This window comes from Algoriphagus sp., from assembly GCF_046296635.1.
In the GTDB taxonomy this organism is placed as follows: Bacteria; Bacteroidota; Bacteroidia; order Cytophagales; family Cyclobacteriaceae; genus Algoriphagus.
Genome location: NZ_JBKBKZ010000012.1, coordinates 17,048 through 33,881, shown reverse-complemented (window position 1 = coordinate 33,881; position 16,834 = coordinate 17,048). Strand labels below are relative to the sequence as shown.

The 16,834-nt window shown below is 41.2% G+C and carries 12 protein-coding genes; 10 read left to right on the top strand and 2 right to left on the bottom strand.

The genetic code is table 11. The annotated features are described in order from the left end of the window. Nucleotides 1-304: 304 nt before the first annotated feature. A complete protein-coding gene (locus ACK4HU_RS10600) occupies nt 305-3,337 on the bottom strand; it encodes an SbcC/MukB-like Walker B domain-containing protein (RefSeq protein ID WP_409806579.1) in 3,033 nt (1,010 codons plus the stop codon). Continuing rightward, nucleotides 3,334-4,569: an exonuclease SbcCD subunit D gene (locus ACK4HU_RS10595; protein WP_409806577.1), complete on the bottom strand. Its 1,236-nt coding sequence runs from the start codon at nt 4,567-4,569 to the stop codon at nt 3,334-3,336. Before ACK4HU_RS10595 ends, ACK4HU_RS10600 begins: the two co-directional genes overlap by 4 nt. Nucleotides 4,570-4,757: 188 nt before the next feature. Between ACK4HU_RS10595 and ACK4HU_RS10590 the strand changes: the two genes are divergently transcribed. From ACK4HU_RS10590 to ACK4HU_RS10545, 10 genes are all read left to right on the top strand, one after another. Further along, nucleotides 4,758-5,315, top strand: a complete 558-nt coding sequence (locus ACK4HU_RS10590; protein WP_409806575.1) for a septal ring lytic transglycosylase RlpA family protein — start codon at nt 4,758-4,760, stop codon at nt 5,313-5,315. 364 nt (nt 5,316-5,679) lie between these two features. Continuing rightward, entirely contained in the window at nt 5,680-6,189 is a 510-nt protein-coding gene (locus ACK4HU_RS10585; RefSeq protein ID WP_409806573.1) for a 6-bladed beta-propeller, read from the top strand. 69 nt (nt 6,190-6,258) lie between these two features. Next, a complete protein-coding gene (locus ACK4HU_RS10580; RefSeq protein ID WP_409806571.1) occupies nt 6,259-6,948 on the top strand; it encodes a hypothetical protein in 690 nt (229 codons plus the stop codon). Between the two features lie 67 nt (nt 6,949-7,015). Further along, nucleotides 7,016-7,366, top strand: coding sequence for an RlpA-like double-psi beta-barrel domain-containing protein (locus tag ACK4HU_RS10575; RefSeq protein ID WP_409806569.1), 351 nt, complete (start codon nt 7,016-7,018; stop codon nt 7,364-7,366). 149 nt (nt 7,367-7,515) lie between these two features. Beyond that, nucleotides 7,516-7,779, top strand: a complete 264-nt coding sequence (locus ACK4HU_RS10570; protein WP_409806567.1) for a hypothetical protein — start codon at nt 7,516-7,518, stop codon at nt 7,777-7,779. Beyond that, nucleotides 7,779-8,975: a 6-bladed beta-propeller gene (locus ACK4HU_RS10565; RefSeq protein WP_409806565.1), complete on the top strand. Its 1,197-nt coding sequence runs from the start codon at nt 7,779-7,781 to the stop codon at nt 8,973-8,975. Before ACK4HU_RS10570 ends, ACK4HU_RS10565 begins: the two co-directional genes overlap by 1 nt. After that, nucleotides 8,917-9,342, top strand: a complete 426-nt coding sequence (locus tag ACK4HU_RS10560; protein ID WP_409806564.1) for a hypothetical protein — start codon at nt 8,917-8,919, stop codon at nt 9,340-9,342. Before ACK4HU_RS10565 ends, ACK4HU_RS10560 begins: the two co-directional genes overlap by 59 nt. A gap of 172 nt (nt 9,343-9,514) precedes the next feature. After that, on the top strand, nt 9,515-10,588 hold the full coding sequence (locus tag ACK4HU_RS10555) for an efflux RND transporter periplasmic adaptor subunit (RefSeq protein ID WP_409806562.1): 1,074 nt from the start codon (nt 9,515-9,517) through the stop codon (nt 10,586-10,588). Nucleotides 10,589-10,591: 3 nt separating this feature from the next. Beyond that, nucleotides 10,592-13,636: an efflux RND transporter permease subunit gene (locus ACK4HU_RS10550; RefSeq protein ID WP_409806560.1), complete on the top strand. Its 3,045-nt coding sequence runs from the start codon at nt 10,592-10,594 to the stop codon at nt 13,634-13,636. Then, nucleotides 13,633-16,770 carry an efflux RND transporter permease subunit gene (locus tag ACK4HU_RS10545; RefSeq protein ID WP_409806559.1) on the top strand — a complete coding sequence of 1,046 codons (3,138 nt, stop codon included), beginning with the start codon at nt 13,633-13,635 and terminating at the stop codon, nt 16,768-16,770. Before ACK4HU_RS10550 ends, ACK4HU_RS10545 begins: the two co-directional genes overlap by 4 nt. Nucleotides 16,771-16,834: the final 64 nt, after the last annotated feature.

Below are 16,834 nucleotides of genomic sequence, written 5' to 3'. Positions count from 1 at the left end.
TATTGGAGCTTTTTCCCGCAGACCTGACTGCCGTCAGGCAAGTTTTTCGCAGAAAAAGACACAGATTTTCACGGATTTTTTAAACACTCCATACTAGCGCAAGTCTTTCGACTTGTGCTTAGAATAATGCAGTCTTCAGACTGCTTCAATAAAGAATTAATCATTAAACAGCAGCCTCCCTACCAGAGGAGGTAAATCTAAAGACTGCATAATTGTGGGTCCAAGTTTGAAAACTTGAACCAATTTGAGCCAAATGAATAGCAGTACTTTCTTCGCGCCTTACTGCCTTTGTGGCGATCCTTTCTTAAAACGAATAACTCACCTGCGAACCTTTTTCTGGGTCGAGTTCGATTTGGGCGTAGACTCCGACCTCCTGCTGCAGCTCTTCCACATGGCTGATGATGCCAACGATTCGGTTTTCGTGACGTAGCGATTTGAGCGTTTCAAAGACGACTCGAAGCGCATTTCGATCTAGGGCACCAAAGCCTTCATCGAGGAAGAAAAAGCTCTGATCGGCTTGGTTGAGTGCTTTTACTTTTTCTGCCAAAGCCAAAGCAAGACAAAGTGAAGCCTGGAAAGTCTGACCTCCTGAAAGCGTCTTGAGCAGGCGCCGTTTTCCTCCATTCAGATAGTCGATCACCCAAAATGTATTATCATCGTCGATCTCCAAGCTAAGGCTGTTTTTGCTCAGTTTCATAAATCGCACATTGGCGGTATTGCAGAGTTCCTTGAGGTAGATCGAGCTGACATACTTGACAAAACCGCTTCCGCGGAATAATACGTCCAACTCCCGGAGATAGCTTTCCCGATTTTGGAGTTTTGAAAAGACAGCTTCCAGTTGGGTCTTTTCAGCAAGATTCTTTTGGGCTTCCTTGATTTCCTGACCGAGGAGGATAAACTGATTTTGAAGATTTTCAGCTTCAGATTTCAGGAGTTGCAGCTTCGCTGAAAGCTTCAAAAAGGACTCTTCCTCAAAAAGGCTTACCGCCGGATTTTCTTCCAATTCCTGGATTCTGCTTTGTGTCACAGCCAAATCCTGGTCAAACTGAGTGATTTCCTTCAGAACCTTTTCCGCATCGAGCGATTGCTCAAAAAGTCGGATTAGCGCTGCTTCATCAGTAAACCCAAACTCAGTTTTCTTTTGCTCAAAACTCGCTTGTAGCTTGATGAGTTTTTCTCCCGTCTCTTTTTTCAAGCGCGAAAATGTATCTAAATCAGCCAGATTTTTCGTTTGTTCTCCACGCTTCTCTCGCAGGTGTTTTTGCTTTCCTTCTAATAGCTGAATGGCCTCTTCGATGTCTTTTTCGACTTTTTGAATGGTCTGAAGAATAGTTTCCCTGTCCTTCTCATAAAATCCATCACAGAAAACAGGATCCTTAATTTCCTCCTCTTTGGTTCTGATTCCGGTTTTGACAGATTCTACTTTCAGTCGTGACTGATTCAGATCAACTTCGGCTTTTTCGATCGCATCCTGCTCTGTATCATAGTTTTTTCGCAGGGTTTTGAAGTCAAGTTGTAGCTTTTCAAGTGCCTTACCTGAATCAGAGATTTGCTGGATTTGGTTTGAAAGCGACTCCTGCGTTTCAATTGCCAGACTTGCTAATCTTGATTTCAAACTGGCTATTTGAAGTGTAAGCTGGTCAATTTCAGATTTCTTGGATTGGGTATTTTTGAGGTTGTTTTCTTGGTGGATTGCTAATACATTCTTTCGTTGAATGGAATTGGTGATTTGTTCTAGAAGTGCTTTTCCACTTGAAATTTCCTTGTTTTTGTCATTCAATCGATTGACTTCGCTTTCTGCTAGCAAAGGATCCGGATGCTCCAAGGCTCCGCAAAGCGGACAAGCTTCTTCATCATGCAGGAGATGAACATGCGCTGCAAGTCCCTGCTTTTGAATCAGTGTATCCCGTTCTGATTCAAGTGCAGTTAGCTTATTCTTTTGGGATTGAAGCCAGTTTTCGAGCGTCTCCAATTCCTGAGGAACTGTCCGAAGAAGTTGATCGGATTCTTGATTAATTACAGAAGAAGCCTGATTCAATTGCTCCAATTCATCGGTAAGTTTCTTGAGCTGGATTTCCCATGTTTTCCAATCCCGCTCTGCGGATTTCAATTCTGCCAATAGTGAACTGTCCATCGAAGGCATCTTTTCAATTTCCTCTTCCAACTGCTGAATTCGAAGTTTCAAGGATTTTTGCACTTTCTTTTTCTCTTCAATGGAAGGCTGAAGAGTATCGAGTAGATGCCGAGCGGCATTTAGATTTTGACGTAAAACCTGCAATTCCAGCACTTTTTTTAGATCACGGATTTTCGCTTCCCGCTGTGGTCTTTGCTGGGTTTTCTCCTTCAAGATCACTTCTTCTTTTTCGAGTTCAGCGACTTCTTTTTCAAATCGGTCCTTGAACCTAATGCAATCCTCGACACTTACAGTGTACTTTTCCAACTCGACTCTGGCATCGTTTCGCTTTTCCCAAGTGGGTTTGAGATGGGTCTTAGCCGTAATAAATTCCTGATGAAGTTGCCTTTTGGATTCGATGGCTGGCTTTTTCTCCAAAAGCTCAGTTTTTATTGCTTGATATTTGAGAAGTTCTTGGTGCTTTGTTCGCATTACTTCTTTTGCCCGATATGCTGTATCGACAGCTTTGACGAGTTCCTCGGCTTGGGTTAAGTTGGCTTTCAGTTTTGAAAACTGATCTTCTTTTTCCTCCAAGTTTTCTTTGGTGAAAGATTCCAGTGCGGAAAGTTGTGTCTCCAGTCGGATTTTTTCCTCCCGAACGACTTTGAGCAACGAACCGGTTTTGCCTGAAAGATCAAATCGTTCCAGGCCAAAAAGCTCCTTCATCATCTCTGCCCGTGGGCCGGGAGTGAGGTCGATGAATTCCCTGAATTTTCCCTGAGGGATAATTACCGTCTGCTTGAAATGCCCTTTTTGCATACCGACGATTTCATCGCCGCGCTGGCTTAATGCCTCCCAAGTTTCTCCAACTCTTTCATAAAAAGTATGTTCGGCAGGTTTTACATCCTCAAAGTTCTTGGGATTTCGCTTGGCACAATAGCGGGCCAAATAGGTTTGAGCGTTGTTTTTTCCGGCACGGAATTCAAAATTGATCAGGACCTGATCGCTTTGGAGATTCAGCATGGAGTTTTTTTCTCCCCGGTCAGAAAGCCGCTCTGTACTGCCATACAGCGCCAAAAGAATAGCTTCCAAAATCGAGGACTTCCCACTTCCCACCGCTCCAAAAATCCCGAAAAGCCCTGCACCTGTGAGTTGGTCAAACTCCACAATTTGCTTTTCTCGATAGGAATATAGGCCTTGAATTTCCAGTCGTACAGGGATCATAGGTGGTCGTTTTGGCTGATGACTTCTTTAAAAATGCCCAACAGTTCTTCATTGGGTTCCTGGCCTTTTTCACTTTTGTAGAAAAGCTGAAAAAGTGTGACCATGTCCTTGCCTAGATCCTCGACCTGCAGGCTGTAGTTAAGCTGGTCAAGTGGTTTTTTGATTTGAGGAATCAGATTTACGATTCCGTCGTGAGCTTTTAAGATTGCTTTTCGAGTGGGGGCGTCGATTGAATGCTCCGTTTCGTAGGTCATTTCGACAAAGCAATAGGGGTTTTCTTCCAGCCATTGAAGTGCTTTGGCGAGTTCGTCAAACTTGACTCGACATAAAGGTCTGCCTTGAGTTAGGCCGATTGGTTGATAGTTTACAGGTTTGGCTGGCTCGGCTTCTATGATCACGACTTTTTTCTCCTGATCCGCTTCGCTGAAAGAGTAAGCAAGCGGGGAACTTGAATAGACTACCGGAATCTTGAGATGGGCGACTGCATGATAGCGATGCAAGTGACCCAAAGCCGCGTATTGGATTTGTGCTGGTAAATGATCCGTAAAAAGTGCCTGTGTGCCTCCAACATGGAGAATCGGACGCTCGGATTCTGGTTCGGCACCGATGGGTATCGGTGTGCCTTCTTTAATAAAAAAGAAGTGGCCCATAAAAAGGTTGACTCCAAATTTATCACAGTACCGGTCTCCCATATTTTGCCAGTTTTTAGCCAGCAAGTTCCTGAATTCCGCTTCCCGATCTTCTTCTCCAAGATGAGTTCGCAAACTGACTTCATTAGCATATGGTGCCAAAATCAAGCGGATGGGAAAATTAAATTGTGGCAATTTCAGCTCGAGAAAGCCACTTTCCGAACGGGTGATTTCCACCCCCGAATCGAGTTTGCCAATAGGAATAATGGTGTCGTAACGACTGTAAAAAAAGATTCCCAATTCCCTCGCCAAGGGATCCGGCGCTTCGACAAACTGCGTGCTGTCGTGATTGCCCGAAATGGCAACAATTGGGCGAGTCCCGTTTTTAGAAAGTCTTCGAAGTGTTTTATAAAGCAATTCGACGGCTTCGTGAGTGGGGTTGAACGTATCGAAAATATCTCCTGCCAGGAGCACGAGATCGACATCTTGCTGATCGGCAATCTGGCAGATTTCATCCAGTACGAGCTTTTGTTCTTCGATGCGGGAATATTCCTGAAGTCGCTTTCCGAGGTGCCAGTCGGCGGTGTGGAGGATTTTCATCATTTGGAGTAGGCAGTTTACAGTGGCAGTTTGCAGAATAGGGAATAAAAGTTGGTTTTTTTAATTCCAAATTATAGACTTTCGGCTGCTGACTAAACAATATGTACTAAGATAAGCTTCAAGTCCGCATCCTGCAAGAGAACTTAGCAGCTTGACAGGAATTGGCATTCTTATTGGTAAATCGGGCGGAAATGGTAGATTCGGCAGTGAAAATTCGTGTCCTTTTGGTTTTTCTTTTTGGGCTTTGGGCTACTTTGGCGGAAGCGCAGGTCGATTCATTGCTGATTCAAGAGGGAACGGCGAGCTATTATGGCAAGCGATTCCATGGCAAAAGAACTGCTAACGGGGAGATTTTTTCGATTGATAGTCTGACCGCAGCACATAAGCGATTACCACTGGGCACAGTAGTCCGTGTAATCAATCAGAAAAATGACTTATCTGTAGTCGTCCGTATTAATGACCGTTTACCTATTTACTCGAAGCGTCAGATTGATTTGTCTCGAGCAGCGGCAACTCGTCTGGAAATGATTCAGGATGGTCTGGCAAAAGTCCGGATCGAGGCAGTGGATCTCGGTCAACTTGAAAAACTGGTGGAATACTATGCCGACAAAGAGCATCCAGGATTAAGGATAAGACCTTATTATCAGGGAATTTCATTACTAAAACGAGAGTTAAATCTGAATTTGGTACGTTACACCCCTGATTATAATAAAATTTTTACAGCTGATTTTCAGTTAGTTAAAAACTAATTTCGTTTTTTTTTTCTCACTTGCTTTTTTGAATCTGGCGGGATAGTTTGACTAACGAAAGATCAAGGTCGGCGCGCAGGTTCTTTATTTTTCGATAGAACCAAGGGTTGGTTTTATATAGTTTTGACTATAAAATTTATAAACATGAAAAAGATTTTTGTATTCGTTTTTGGTCTAGCCATGACCTTAGGTTTCGCCCAAGATGCAAATGCTTGGTGGTGGAAATCGCAAACATTGACATGCACTATAACAGAAACAGTTAGCTTTTTTTTTTTTTGAGGAGTCGGCTACTTATCCAGGCACCTTTAGTAAATGTATAGATGGTAATGAATGGTGTTTACCTGAAAGATGTACTAAATAATTTATGAATAGACTTAAGTTTGGGGTGGTATTGATTGCCACCCTGTTTTTGTTTTCAGCATGTAAAAGACAGAAAAATGAAGTTACAGAAACAGGAAACAGCAAATTTCTCAGTTTTGTAGGTTCTGACTCTTTGAGTACCGAATTTATCTTTTCTGAAGGTGATCCTGTTGTATTGAATCTCGACCAAAGTCAAATAGATGCGAAGATTAAGCTTTCAGATTTAATGAAGGATTACCGCATGTTGAGTTTGAAGAATTGGGAAGGTGGCGTGGTCGGCAATATTGATAAAATCCTTCTTTCAGATTCCTTGGTTTTTATTTTAGATCAGAACACCTTCAACTCGCTGCAGATTTTTGATTTATTCACAGGAGAGCAAGTAGGCTTATTTTATCCTACCGGGGAAGGGCCTGGAGAAATGAAGATAATTTCTGAGTTTGATTTGGATGAAGCGAATCGAAGAATCCTGATTTATGATAATTCTTTGGCAAAAGTCCTGTCTTTCAGTTTTTAAGGAGATTTTCTTTTTGAAAAGAGACTTCCGCTGAGAGCACATTCTTTTAAGGTAATTTCAGAAAATCAATTGCTTTTCTTAAGTATTATTGATGGGAATGAGCATTTGGGGAAGTCTGGTGCTAGCGATCTTTTTTTACTGGACAGTAATTTTATCATCCAAAACACTTATAAATACCCCAAAATCGATAATAAGCTTTCAGATTTTGTTCCTCGGGATGTAATCAGAGAAAATGGAGGAGTTTTAACTTTCTTTCCAAGATTTTCAAATGAACTTCTTCAAATAGATATTGGAAGTAATAAAATTTTCCCGATTCTTCAGGTTGATCTTGAGTCCAAAGGATTGTTAGAAAAGGATTTAAAAGACATTGGTCTCGATTTTATTTCTGATAGAAAAGAAGATGGGAAATTCTATGGTTTTGGGCTTCATTTTGTTACTCCAACTTGGATGGGAATGGAATTTGATCGGTTTGGCGGGCCCGATCTTCGTGTTTATTATAATAAATTGACAGGAGAGGTTATTTCTGGTACAGGAGTAGAATTCGATTTTGAGGATTTGATGTTCTATGGCTTCCCTTTGGCATGTGACGATCAACAGTGTGTTTCTTTTATAAGTTTGGGAAGTATTAATCGTAAAAATTATGAAGAATTCTTCCAAAAGATGGAGGGAAGTGGGAGGGAATTCACTAAGGTTAAAAAATTCCTGGAATCTGTAGAGGATTTTGAGCAGCCAGTTTTGTTGGTCTTTATTTTGAAATAGTTTGACATTGGAAGGAATTTTAATAAGGTTTGATTAAAAAAGGCAGCAAACCTTTGAAGGTTTATTTATGTGCTTTAATCTAGTTATAAGCCAGAAAAATGGCTTAGCGGTAGTCGTTCGAATCAATGACCGATTACCTATTTACTCGAAGCGTCAGATCGATTTGTCTAGAGCGGCGGCAACTCGAATTGAAATGATCCAAGATGGATTGGCAAAGGTGCGAATTGAGGCAGTGGATCTCGGTCAACTTGAAAAACTGGTGGAGTACTATGCAGACAAAGAGCATCCTGGGCTTAGGATTAGACCTTATTATCAGGGGATTGTAGTATTAAAAAGAGAGTTAAATCTGAATTTAGTGCGTATTTCACTTAACTACATTAAAATTTTTCCTACTGATTTTCAGTTAGTTAAAAACTAATTTCAAGATTTCTGAAAACTACACTTGTTTTTTTTTTTTTGATAATTAAGTTGGATCCGAAAGATTAAGATCGGCGCCGAAGTCTAGATTTTTTAGGGAATGTGACCTCGCCCTGCATGGTGTGAAAGAGGAATCTAAATTAATGTTTTATGAAAAAATTAACATTTCTTATTTTGAGTGGATTTTTGGGATTTGTAAATCTAGCAGATGCTAGAATTCTTGCATCCATGCAAGCAACCCCACTTTATGAGTACACGGTTGAAGTAGATCTTGAAGTTTCTATAAGCGGTTCAGGCATTGGTCTGGGTGGAGGTTCGGCAAAAGCTACCCTTGTTGGAATTAATTATGAATGTGGGTTTGCTTTATCATCTTGTGATGAAGGGGCGCAAAAATTTGTCGCGGTAAAAAGATAATGAATAGACTAGTTGATTTCTACCTAGGAACAATACTTTTGTTCCTAGGTATAAATATAATTTCTTGCGCTGAAAGGAGTGAAAATGAAATTATTCCAAAATCTAAAGATTTTAAGGTTATTTCACTAGATCCAAAGAAAGAAATAGAGTTCAGTGATTTTGGAAAAGACCTTGAGTATGTTGTATTGGAATCCAGACCAGATTTCTTCATTGCAGCTATTGATAAAATTAAAATTAATGAAACAAGAATACTTATATTAAGTAAACTTCAAAAATCAATCTTTATTTTTGATAAATCTGGTAAAATAATAAGTAAAATTTCAGATTTTGGAGACGGTCCGGGAAAATATTCAGGAATCTCAGACTTCGGGTTTATGGATAATTTTCTCTATTTGTTGACTAGCCCTTCACGATTTGTATTTAAATATGATCTGTCAGGGAAACTTTTACAAATTATTCCTACTAATAATAATTACATGTATGAATTAAGTCCTGTTAATAGTGGTTGGATTTCTCATTTAAGAGATGCTTTTGATAGTGAGAATAACTTTAATATTGTTAAATGGGATAGTAGCTTCTCAATAAGGGAGAATCAATTTTTATTTATTGAATCTGAAAGAAGAAATAATTCACTTGTAGTTGATAGTTATATGTCAGGAAATGGTGAAAATTTATTTATGACTCAGAATTTCTCTAATCAAGTTTATAAATTTAAAGGCGATAGTTTAGAACTATCATTTGAAATATTGATTGATGGACGAGGTGTTGATAATGATTTTATGGAAAAGTTTATATCAAGCCCAAATCGAGCTATGAGTCTTGCGGTTGAGGAGAATTCCTTCACTGGGTTTAAAAAAATATTATCAACAGATGATGTTTTATTTCTGGAGTCATTGAAGGGGTCTGGAACTGTTTCGAGTTTCATTTCTATTCCATCAGCTAAATCGATTTCTTACATTGGTCTGAATTTTAAATTTGAGTTTGGAATTGCTGGTAAAATTATTGGAAGCGATAATGAAAAATTTGTTATGCATATTTCTGAGAAGATTTTAAATGATTTAAAAGATTTAGACCTAAAGGGTCAAATCAATGATAAAAGTTTAAAAAATGAAACAATTAGAGATGTTATTAGATTTTATGAAAAAGAATCAAATCCTGTTCTTTTGTTCTTTGGTGTTGATTTTAGTAAGTTGTAGAAATAATTCCTCAATCCAAAGATTAAGTGATATTGATATTTCTAAATTAATTGATTTAAGGTTAGAGAAAAATGGTCAAAAATTCACCTTTATTGATTTGAATCCGGGATATTATTATTTTGTGTCAAATGTTTGTTTGGCTTGTTTAGACGAAGAATTAGCGAAAATTGAAAAATTTAATTCTTTAAGCGACATGGATATAAGGCTTGTAATTTTTGATGATGAATTGATAATGCGACTGTCTTATTTTATTACAAATACAGTTGTTTATAAAAGCCAGAGTAATTTAACAAATTTAAATTTTGTTATAAATAAAAATGATGAAAATGAGATTTCCTTGGTAAAATTAGAAGATATTATTTATTGATTTTTTGTTTTGACTTTTTTTTGTTATTAATATATTATTTTTTGTTTTTTTTAAATTTAATTTTTAGAGCAGGAGTTTGAAATGTGAAAAAATAAGAAATTTTAAAGACCACAAATAGATAACTCTGATTTTTTCTCATATCTTAGTTCCTCTACTTTGAAATCATTAACCAATGAATGTTTTTTCTACGATTCGATTAGGGATTCTCACCCTTTTGCTTGCCTCTTGTACCAAAGCCGAGGAAAGTTCTCAAGAAATCCCTTCTGAAAATTTCCGAAACGAAGTGGCTGCTACCGAAGTCCGGACCGCAACTGCAGAGCGTAAAAGCTTCGATTACCTGATCAATGCCATCGGGAAACTGGAGGCCCAAAGCGAGGTCAAAGCACTTGTGGAGCGTGAAGGCTACCTCGAGAAAGTTCAGGTGCAGGAAGGTCAGTATGTCCAGAAAGGACAGCTTATTGCCACTTTGGATCGCCGAGAAGCAGAGTTTGCACTGGAAAAGGCAAAAATCGCCGTAATCAAAGCACAAACAGAATTGGATGTTCTCAAAACTCAATTTCACCTTGCATTGGAATCGGCAGATTCTGCTGTAGCCAAAAAGGTTCAAAGTCGAATTAGGGTTGATAGCGGACTTTCCTTGGCTGAAGTAGAGTTGAAAGAAGCTGAATTGAACCTTTCCCGCTGTGAAGTCAGAGCACCGATCTCGGGTAAAATCGCTAATATCAAATTTCGTCAAGGCAGTTTGGTTACCAAGAATGCTGAGTTTGCTGAGATACTTTCCACAGATCGACTTTTGCTTCGGGTGAATGTATTGGAATCTGACATTCCTCTGATTTCATCCAATCAGCGTGCGGAGGTTTATCCTATTTCTGATTCCCAAAATGCCATCGAAGGCCGAGTATCCGCTATCAATCCCCAAGTCGATGAAAATGGCTTGGTGCAGGTTTCGATTACCTTGAATTCTGTCAAAAATCTACTTCCCGGCATGAACGCCCGAGCGATAATCAGAGCTCCGCAAAGCAATAGTTTGGTCGTGCCCAAAGACGCAGTGGTTTATCGCTCCGGCAGAGCCGTTGTTTTCACAGTCGAAAATGGAAAGGAATCCAAGTGGAACTATGTGGAAGTGGGCAAAGACAATGGGCAGGAAATAGAAATCCTCGACGGAATACCCGAAAATAGTACCGTCATCACCACTAATAACCTTCAGCTCGCTCATCAGGCACCTGTTCAACTCGTAAAAGAATAAGCCATGATCCGATTTTTGCTTGAGCGGCCGATCGCGGTGACGATGTCTTTTTTGGCTTTGATGGTGTTTTCGGTGATTGTCTTTCGGCTGTTGCCGATTTCGCTTTTGCCGCCTATCGATGTGCCGCAGATCGTGGTCAAGGTCACTTATCCCAATGCTTCACCAGAATCCATCGAACAAAACGTTCTGCAGCAAATCCGTGAGGGTTTGATTACACTCAATGGCTTGGAGGAAATGGAAAGCAAGGCAGGTTCTGAGATTGGGACAGTCCGATTGACTTTTGACTATGGGACCAAAATGGAATTGGCCTACATCGATGTCAATGAAAAGATTGACCGCCTGACCAATTTCCTTCCTAATGACCTGCCGCGACCGGAGGTCATCCGAATCAATACATCTGACATTCCTGTGGCCCGAGTGCAGGTCATTCCAAAAGCAGATGTGGATCAGGTCGAAGTCAGTCTACTTGCAGAGAATGTCTTAAAGAAGCGCATCGAGCAGCTTCCCGGCGTCTCCTTGGTTGATATCAATGGGAAAAGAGAGCGCATCATTTCTGTCAAACCAAATGACGATGCTTTGGCTGCACTCGGTATGACACAAAAAGATCTGATTGAAGCCATAAAATCAGGGAATGCCGAACTTCCGGGTATCAGTGTAAAAGACGGTCAGTTTCGCTATTACCTACGACTTGCTACTCGGGTGGAATCTCCTCAAGACATTGAGTCCCTGCCCATTCGTTCAACAAAGGGTTCGATCGTCCCACTTGGACGAGTTGCCAATGCCCAATATGAAACACAGGAAATGTTGGGTTATCATCTTTTTGGGCAAAATGAAGGACTCGTAATCACCGTTCATAAGCAAGCCGCGGCCAAGATGAATGAGTTGATTCCTGAGTTGAAAAAGTCACTCGAACTTTTCAGGGAGGACTATCCTCAGGTGGACTTTGAGATCACCCAAGATCAGAGCAGCTTATTGAATGCTGCGATTTCCAACCTTCAAACCAGCTTACTGTTCGGTGGAATTTTCGCTTTTGGAGTGCTTTTCCTTTTCATCAAAGATTATCGGATTCCGCTGATCATGGGTATCAGTTTGCCATCTTCTTTGCTGATCAGTTTTCTGGTTTTTTACTTTTTCAATATTTCGATCAATATCATTTCGCTCTCCGGATTGGCTTTGGGGATTGGGATGCTGATAGACAATGCCATCATTGTGCTGGATAATATCACCCGAAAGCGGGAAGCCGGGATTCCATTGTTTGAAGCTTGCGTGCAGGGCTCCAATGAAGTAATGGGTGCGCTAATCAGTTCAGTGCTTACCACACTCGCTGTTTTTGTGCCGCTGGTATTTCTGAGTGGGATTTCGGGAGCTCTGTTTTATGATCAGGCGGTCGCAGTAGCGGCCATTTTGTCGGTTTCACTTTTGGTAGCTTTTGTCTTGCTGCCGCTGTTGTATTGGCTGATTTTCCGGGTGGGAAAAAGGAATTCACTCAAGGGCGAACCCAAGGCGTATAAGTGGGCTTTAGGAGTTTATGAAAAAGGATTCCATTGGGTTTTTGGAAGAAAAAAAGTTGCGCTTTTAGCATTCTTCATTATCATTCCTTTGGGTTTGGGACTGAGCCTTTTGCTCAAAACTGAAGGATTGCCGGAAATAGAAAAACCGGATGCTACGCTTGAAATCGACTGGAATGAGCCCATTTCCGCAGGTCAAAATCGGGATCGATTGATTGGGTTGATTCGGGAAGTCAAAGATTATACGCAGGCCGAAGCGGATATCGGTGTACGGCAGTTTTTGCTTTTTGATGGAGATAATTCCATTCAGAAGTCACTACTTTATTTGCTTTTCCCTTCGGAAAATGAAAAGGATACCCAACTCGAAATCCTCAGAAAACGATTGGAGAAGGATTACCCTTTGGCCACATTTACGCTGGGCGATGCGCCAAATGCTTTTGATCAATTATTCAGCTCGAGTTTACCTTATTATGAGGTGCGTTGGAAAGATTTGAAGGCCAAGAAACCGATCGAGGCTGCCAAGATGAAACCTTGGTTGGAAGATTTTCCGGCGGAAAGTTGGGATCATGGACCGGGCTTACAGGAAGAACCATCTGTAGTTTTTTCTTTGCTGGCAGAAAAGTTGGCTTTGTATAAGATTCCGATTCAGAATGTTCAGGATCAATTGTCTCGACTTTTTGGAGTATTCACGATCACTGATATTCGACGATTTGGAGAGGTGACTCCAATTCGTCTAAGAGAAAATCAGGATCGATTTGAGGATTTGCTGAGAAATACGCGGGTTTATGCCTCAGACAGTACGTCCTATTTGCTTCGTGAATTTGTCGACTATCGGTACGCTGACCAATACAAATATGTGACTGCCGATCGGGGAGGAATTTTTCAAAGTGCATTGATCACTTCTGAAAATCCCCATGACCAAGTCTCAGAGTTTATCAAATGGGGTGTGGAAAAAAATCTGGCAGTGGAAACCAAAGGTCAATACTTCCAGGATAGAGAGAATATCAGGCAATTGATTGGGATTTTGGGAATTTCTGTTTTGCTGCTTTACTTTATTTTGGCGGCACAGTTTGAGAGTTTCGTCCAGCCGCTGATTGTAGTTTTCACCTTACCTTTAGGAATTGGCGGTGCATTTTTGGTGCTTCTGATTTTTGGAGGCACATTGAATGTGATGTCTGCTATTGGACTTGTCGTGATGCTCGGGATCATGGTCAATGACGCTATTCTCAAGATCGATACGATTAATCGATTGAAAGTTGAGCTGGCTGAAAATCAAGGTTTGACTGGAAATACGCTTTTGGAAACAGCTATCCATCAGGCTGGAAAGATCCGCCTTAAACCAATCTTGATGACCTCAATTACTACGATTTTGGCACTTAGTCCGATCATCTTCAGTGGTGGATTGGGTGCGGATTTGCAGCGACCTTTGGTTTTTGCGGTGATTGGAGGTTTGACAATCGGTACGGTTACGGCCTTGTATTTTGTGCCCTTGATGTATTGGTTCTTTGATTCTTTGGTGGGGAAAAAGGAAAAACTATGACGGCATTTCGGGTATTGATTGCATTTGTGGTTTTAGGAATTTTGGGCTTTGCTGTGGTTCCATTGCTATCTGTGGATTTGAATCCTCGAGAGCGCGAACCTGTCTTGACGATCGGTTTTGGAATCCCACGGTCTTCTCCCGAAATCATCGAAAAACTAGCTACTTCACCGCTTGAAGGGGCTTTTTCCCAACTCTCCGAACTCAAAAAGATCAAGTCAGTCTCCAATTATGACAGGGGATCCATAACCCTAACTTTTGACAAGAAGGCGGATATGGAGATGAAAAAGTTTGAGGTCTTGGCTCTGATTCGACAAGTTTATCCTCAGCTGGATGAGCGGCTTTCCTATCCAATAGTAACTCAGACTTCTCAGGCTCGAGATGATTTCAAAACGCCGATTCTCACATACAGTGTCAATGGCCCTTTTGCTTCCTTTGAAATCAAAAAGATCGCTGAGGATGTCCTAAAACCTGCTTTGACTCAATTTGCCGAGGTGGAAGAAGTTCAGATTCGCGGTGCAAATGACTTGCAGGTTTTTGTGACCTTCGATGCACAGAAGATGCAGTCATTCGGCATTTCCAGAAGCCTGCTCAATTCCCAAATCGGCCAAGCTTTTGGTCAACAATACCCTGGAACGGTCTATAACAATAAGGGAGAAACACTTTTTGTCACGCTGGATCGCAAGCTGAATTCTCTCGATCAGCTTGAAAATCTCAACATCCGCCAAGCAGGAGGCATGGAGGTACGGTTGCGGGATATCGCCAAAGTGACTATGGAGGAAGGCGAAGCCACCAACTATTACCGGATCAACGGAAATAATTCAGTGACTTTGACGGTTATTAATCGGGACGGAGTAAATAAGGTCTTACTGGCTAAAACACTGAAGTCAGCCATCGAATCTGCAAAGGCGAATCTCCCTCAGGGTTTCCAAGTGCGCTTGGAAAATGACGATACGGAGTTTCTCGAGAAGGAATTGAACAAAATCTACAAGCGCTCAGGCTTGTCAATATTGATTTTAATCACCTTCATTTTCCTAATCAATCGCAACTGGAGGTATCTCAGTATTCTGTTTTTGGGAATTGTGGTCAATCTAAGTTTGACGGCGATGGTGCTGTATTTTTTGAAAGTGGACATTCACATGATTACGATTGCAGGATTGACGATCAGCTTTGGATTGATCGTCGACAATGCCATCATCATGATGGATCACCTGCATAAGTATCGCAATCGGAAAGTATTCGTCGCACTTCTTGCGGCTTCTTTGACAACGGTGGTTGCTTTGATGATGGTGTTGCTATTGCCGGAAGAAGATCGTCGAAGTTTGACTGAGTTTTCGATTGTGGTTTCAGTGATGTTGGGAGTCAGTCTCTTGGTTGCACTCTTTTTTACTCCCGCATTTTATGAGGTTTTATTCAAAGAGTCTGTTCAAAAGGGAAGGAAACTTACCCTTCCCAAACTTAGAAAAAGGGTGAATTGGCTGCTGCGCTATGACAGGGGAATTGCCTTCACAGCGAAGTATAAAAAGACTTTTTTGATTGCAGTTCTGCTGCTTTTTGGGACACCGATTTTCTTTCTCCCTGCAAAATGGGAAGGTCAGGAATGGTACAATAAGACTGTTGGGAATACATTTTACCAGGAAGAAATCAGGCCCTATTTGGACAAAGCACTTGGTGGTTCGCTTCGAATGTTTGTGCGTGGTGTCTATGAGAAAAGCTCCTATCGTGAGCCGGAAAAGACTCGATTGTACGTGTCGGCGCGGCTTCCTTTCGGCAATACGTTGGATCAGATGGACTTTATCATGCGGGAATTTGAAGCCTACCTCAAAGGAGTGGAGGGAGTTGATCAGTTTGTGACTTTCATTAGGTCAGGGCAGTATGCTCAAATCGTGATTACATTCAAGGAAGCCTATGAACGTGGTGCTCTGCCTTATCAACTGAAGGGAAAACTCTCCGTGAAATCTACGGATTGGAGTGGCGCACAGTGGAATATCTACGGTGTGGGGCAAGGGTTTTATACAGGAGGAGGGGGAGAAGGAATTCCAAGTTTCCGGGTAGAAATGAAAGGCTATAATTTTGACGAACTGGAACGTCAGTCGGAGGTTTTGGCAGAAAAACTCAGACAGCATAAGCGTATTCCTGATGTCAATACCAACGAGCGACTAGGCTATAACGAGCAAAAAACTCAGGAATATGTGCTACGACTTGATCAAAATCAAATTGCGTTGGGAGGGACTAATCAGTTTGAAGTGCTCAATACCCTTCAAGATCTTTCCAAACCACAAGGGCCATCGGTCTATTTGGAACTGGCAGATCAAAATTATGGCATGATGCTTCGAGAGCGTCAATCAGAGCGCTTTAGCAAATTTGATTTGGAGCAAAAAGGACTGTTCAGTGGTGAAGATAAGATTTTGAAAATTTCAGACTACGGTACCCTGAATCTGGAAAACACGACCAATGCGCTGCATAAAGAAGACCGACAATACATTCGAGTGGTTTCTTTTGAATACATGGGCTCGGGCAAGTTTGGTAACGAATACCTGGATGAAGTGCTGAAGGAAATGAAGGCTATCATGCCTATCGGCTACGAAGCTAAAAAGCAATCCTGGAGCTGGAATTCTGACAAAGCCAAACGTGAATATGGGCTTTTAGGTCTCTTGGTGGTGGGAATATTCTTTATTTGCACGATCCTGTTTGAGAATTTCAAGCAACCGTTTTACATCATTTTCCTGATCCCGATCAGTTTTATCGGATTATTTTTGATCTTTTCACTGTTTGATTTTTACTTCGATCAAGGCGGTTATGCCGCATTCGTGATGCTTGGAGGCTTGGCGGTGAATGCGGGGATTTTTATCCTAAATGACTTCAACAACCGTAAAACCGGAGTTTATAACCGAAACATTCTGAAATCTGTGGCGGGCAAGGCAATTCCAATTTTGCTGACTGTTCTTTCGACTTGCTTTGGCTTGGTTCCCTTCCTGATTGAAGGACAGAATGAGATCTTTTGGTTTTCACTTGCGATCGGCACCATCGGAGGTTTGATATTCAGTATGGTGGGTGTTTTTTGGGTTCTTCCAGTATTGATGTGGAAGAAAAGATTGGAAAGAAAAGCAAAGCCTTTGCTTCAGCCAGTGGTGTAAAAACGACATTTTGTCGTTGATCCAAAATTTATTGTGGGTATTTTTTGGAATCCACTAAGTTTTA

Bases quoted from the DNA above. Each gene is read 5' to 3' on its own strand.
- ACK4HU_RS10585 (WP_409806573.1), top strand. From the start codon at position 5,680: ATGAATAGACTTAAGTTTGGGGTGGTATTGATTGCCACCCTGTTTTTG.
- ACK4HU_RS10600 (WP_409806579.1), bottom strand. From the start codon at position 3,337: ATGATCCCTGTACGACTGGAAATTCAAGGCCTATATTCCTATCGAGAA.
- ACK4HU_RS10555 (WP_409806562.1), top strand. From the start codon at position 9,515: ATGAATGTTTTTTCTACGATTCGATTAGGGATTCTCACCCTTTTGCTT.
- ACK4HU_RS10590 (WP_409806575.1), top strand. From the start codon at position 4,758: ATGGTAGATTCGGCAGTGAAAATTCGTGTCCTTTTGGTTTTTCTTTTT.
- ACK4HU_RS10565 (WP_409806565.1), top strand. From the start codon at position 7,779: ATGAATAGACTAGTTGATTTCTACCTAGGAACAATACTTTTGTTCCTA.
- ACK4HU_RS10545 (WP_409806559.1), top strand. From the start codon at position 13,633: ATGACGGCATTTCGGGTATTGATTGCATTTGTGGTTTTAGGAATTTTG.
- ACK4HU_RS10570 (WP_409806567.1), top strand. From the start codon at position 7,516: ATGAAAAAATTAACATTTCTTATTTTGAGTGGATTTTTGGGATTTGTA.
- ACK4HU_RS10550 (WP_409806560.1), top strand. From the start codon at position 10,592: ATGATCCGATTTTTGCTTGAGCGGCCGATCGCGGTGACGATGTCTTTT.
- ACK4HU_RS10575 (WP_409806569.1), top strand. From the start codon at position 7,016: ATGTGCTTTAATCTAGTTATAAGCCAGAAAAATGGCTTAGCGGTAGTC.
- ACK4HU_RS10595 (WP_409806577.1), bottom strand. From the start codon at position 4,569: ATGATGAAAATCCTCCACACCGCCGACTGGCACCTCGGAAAGCGACTT.
- ACK4HU_RS10560 (WP_409806564.1), top strand. From the start codon at position 8,917: ATGAAAAAGAATCAAATCCTGTTCTTTTGTTCTTTGGTGTTGATTTTA.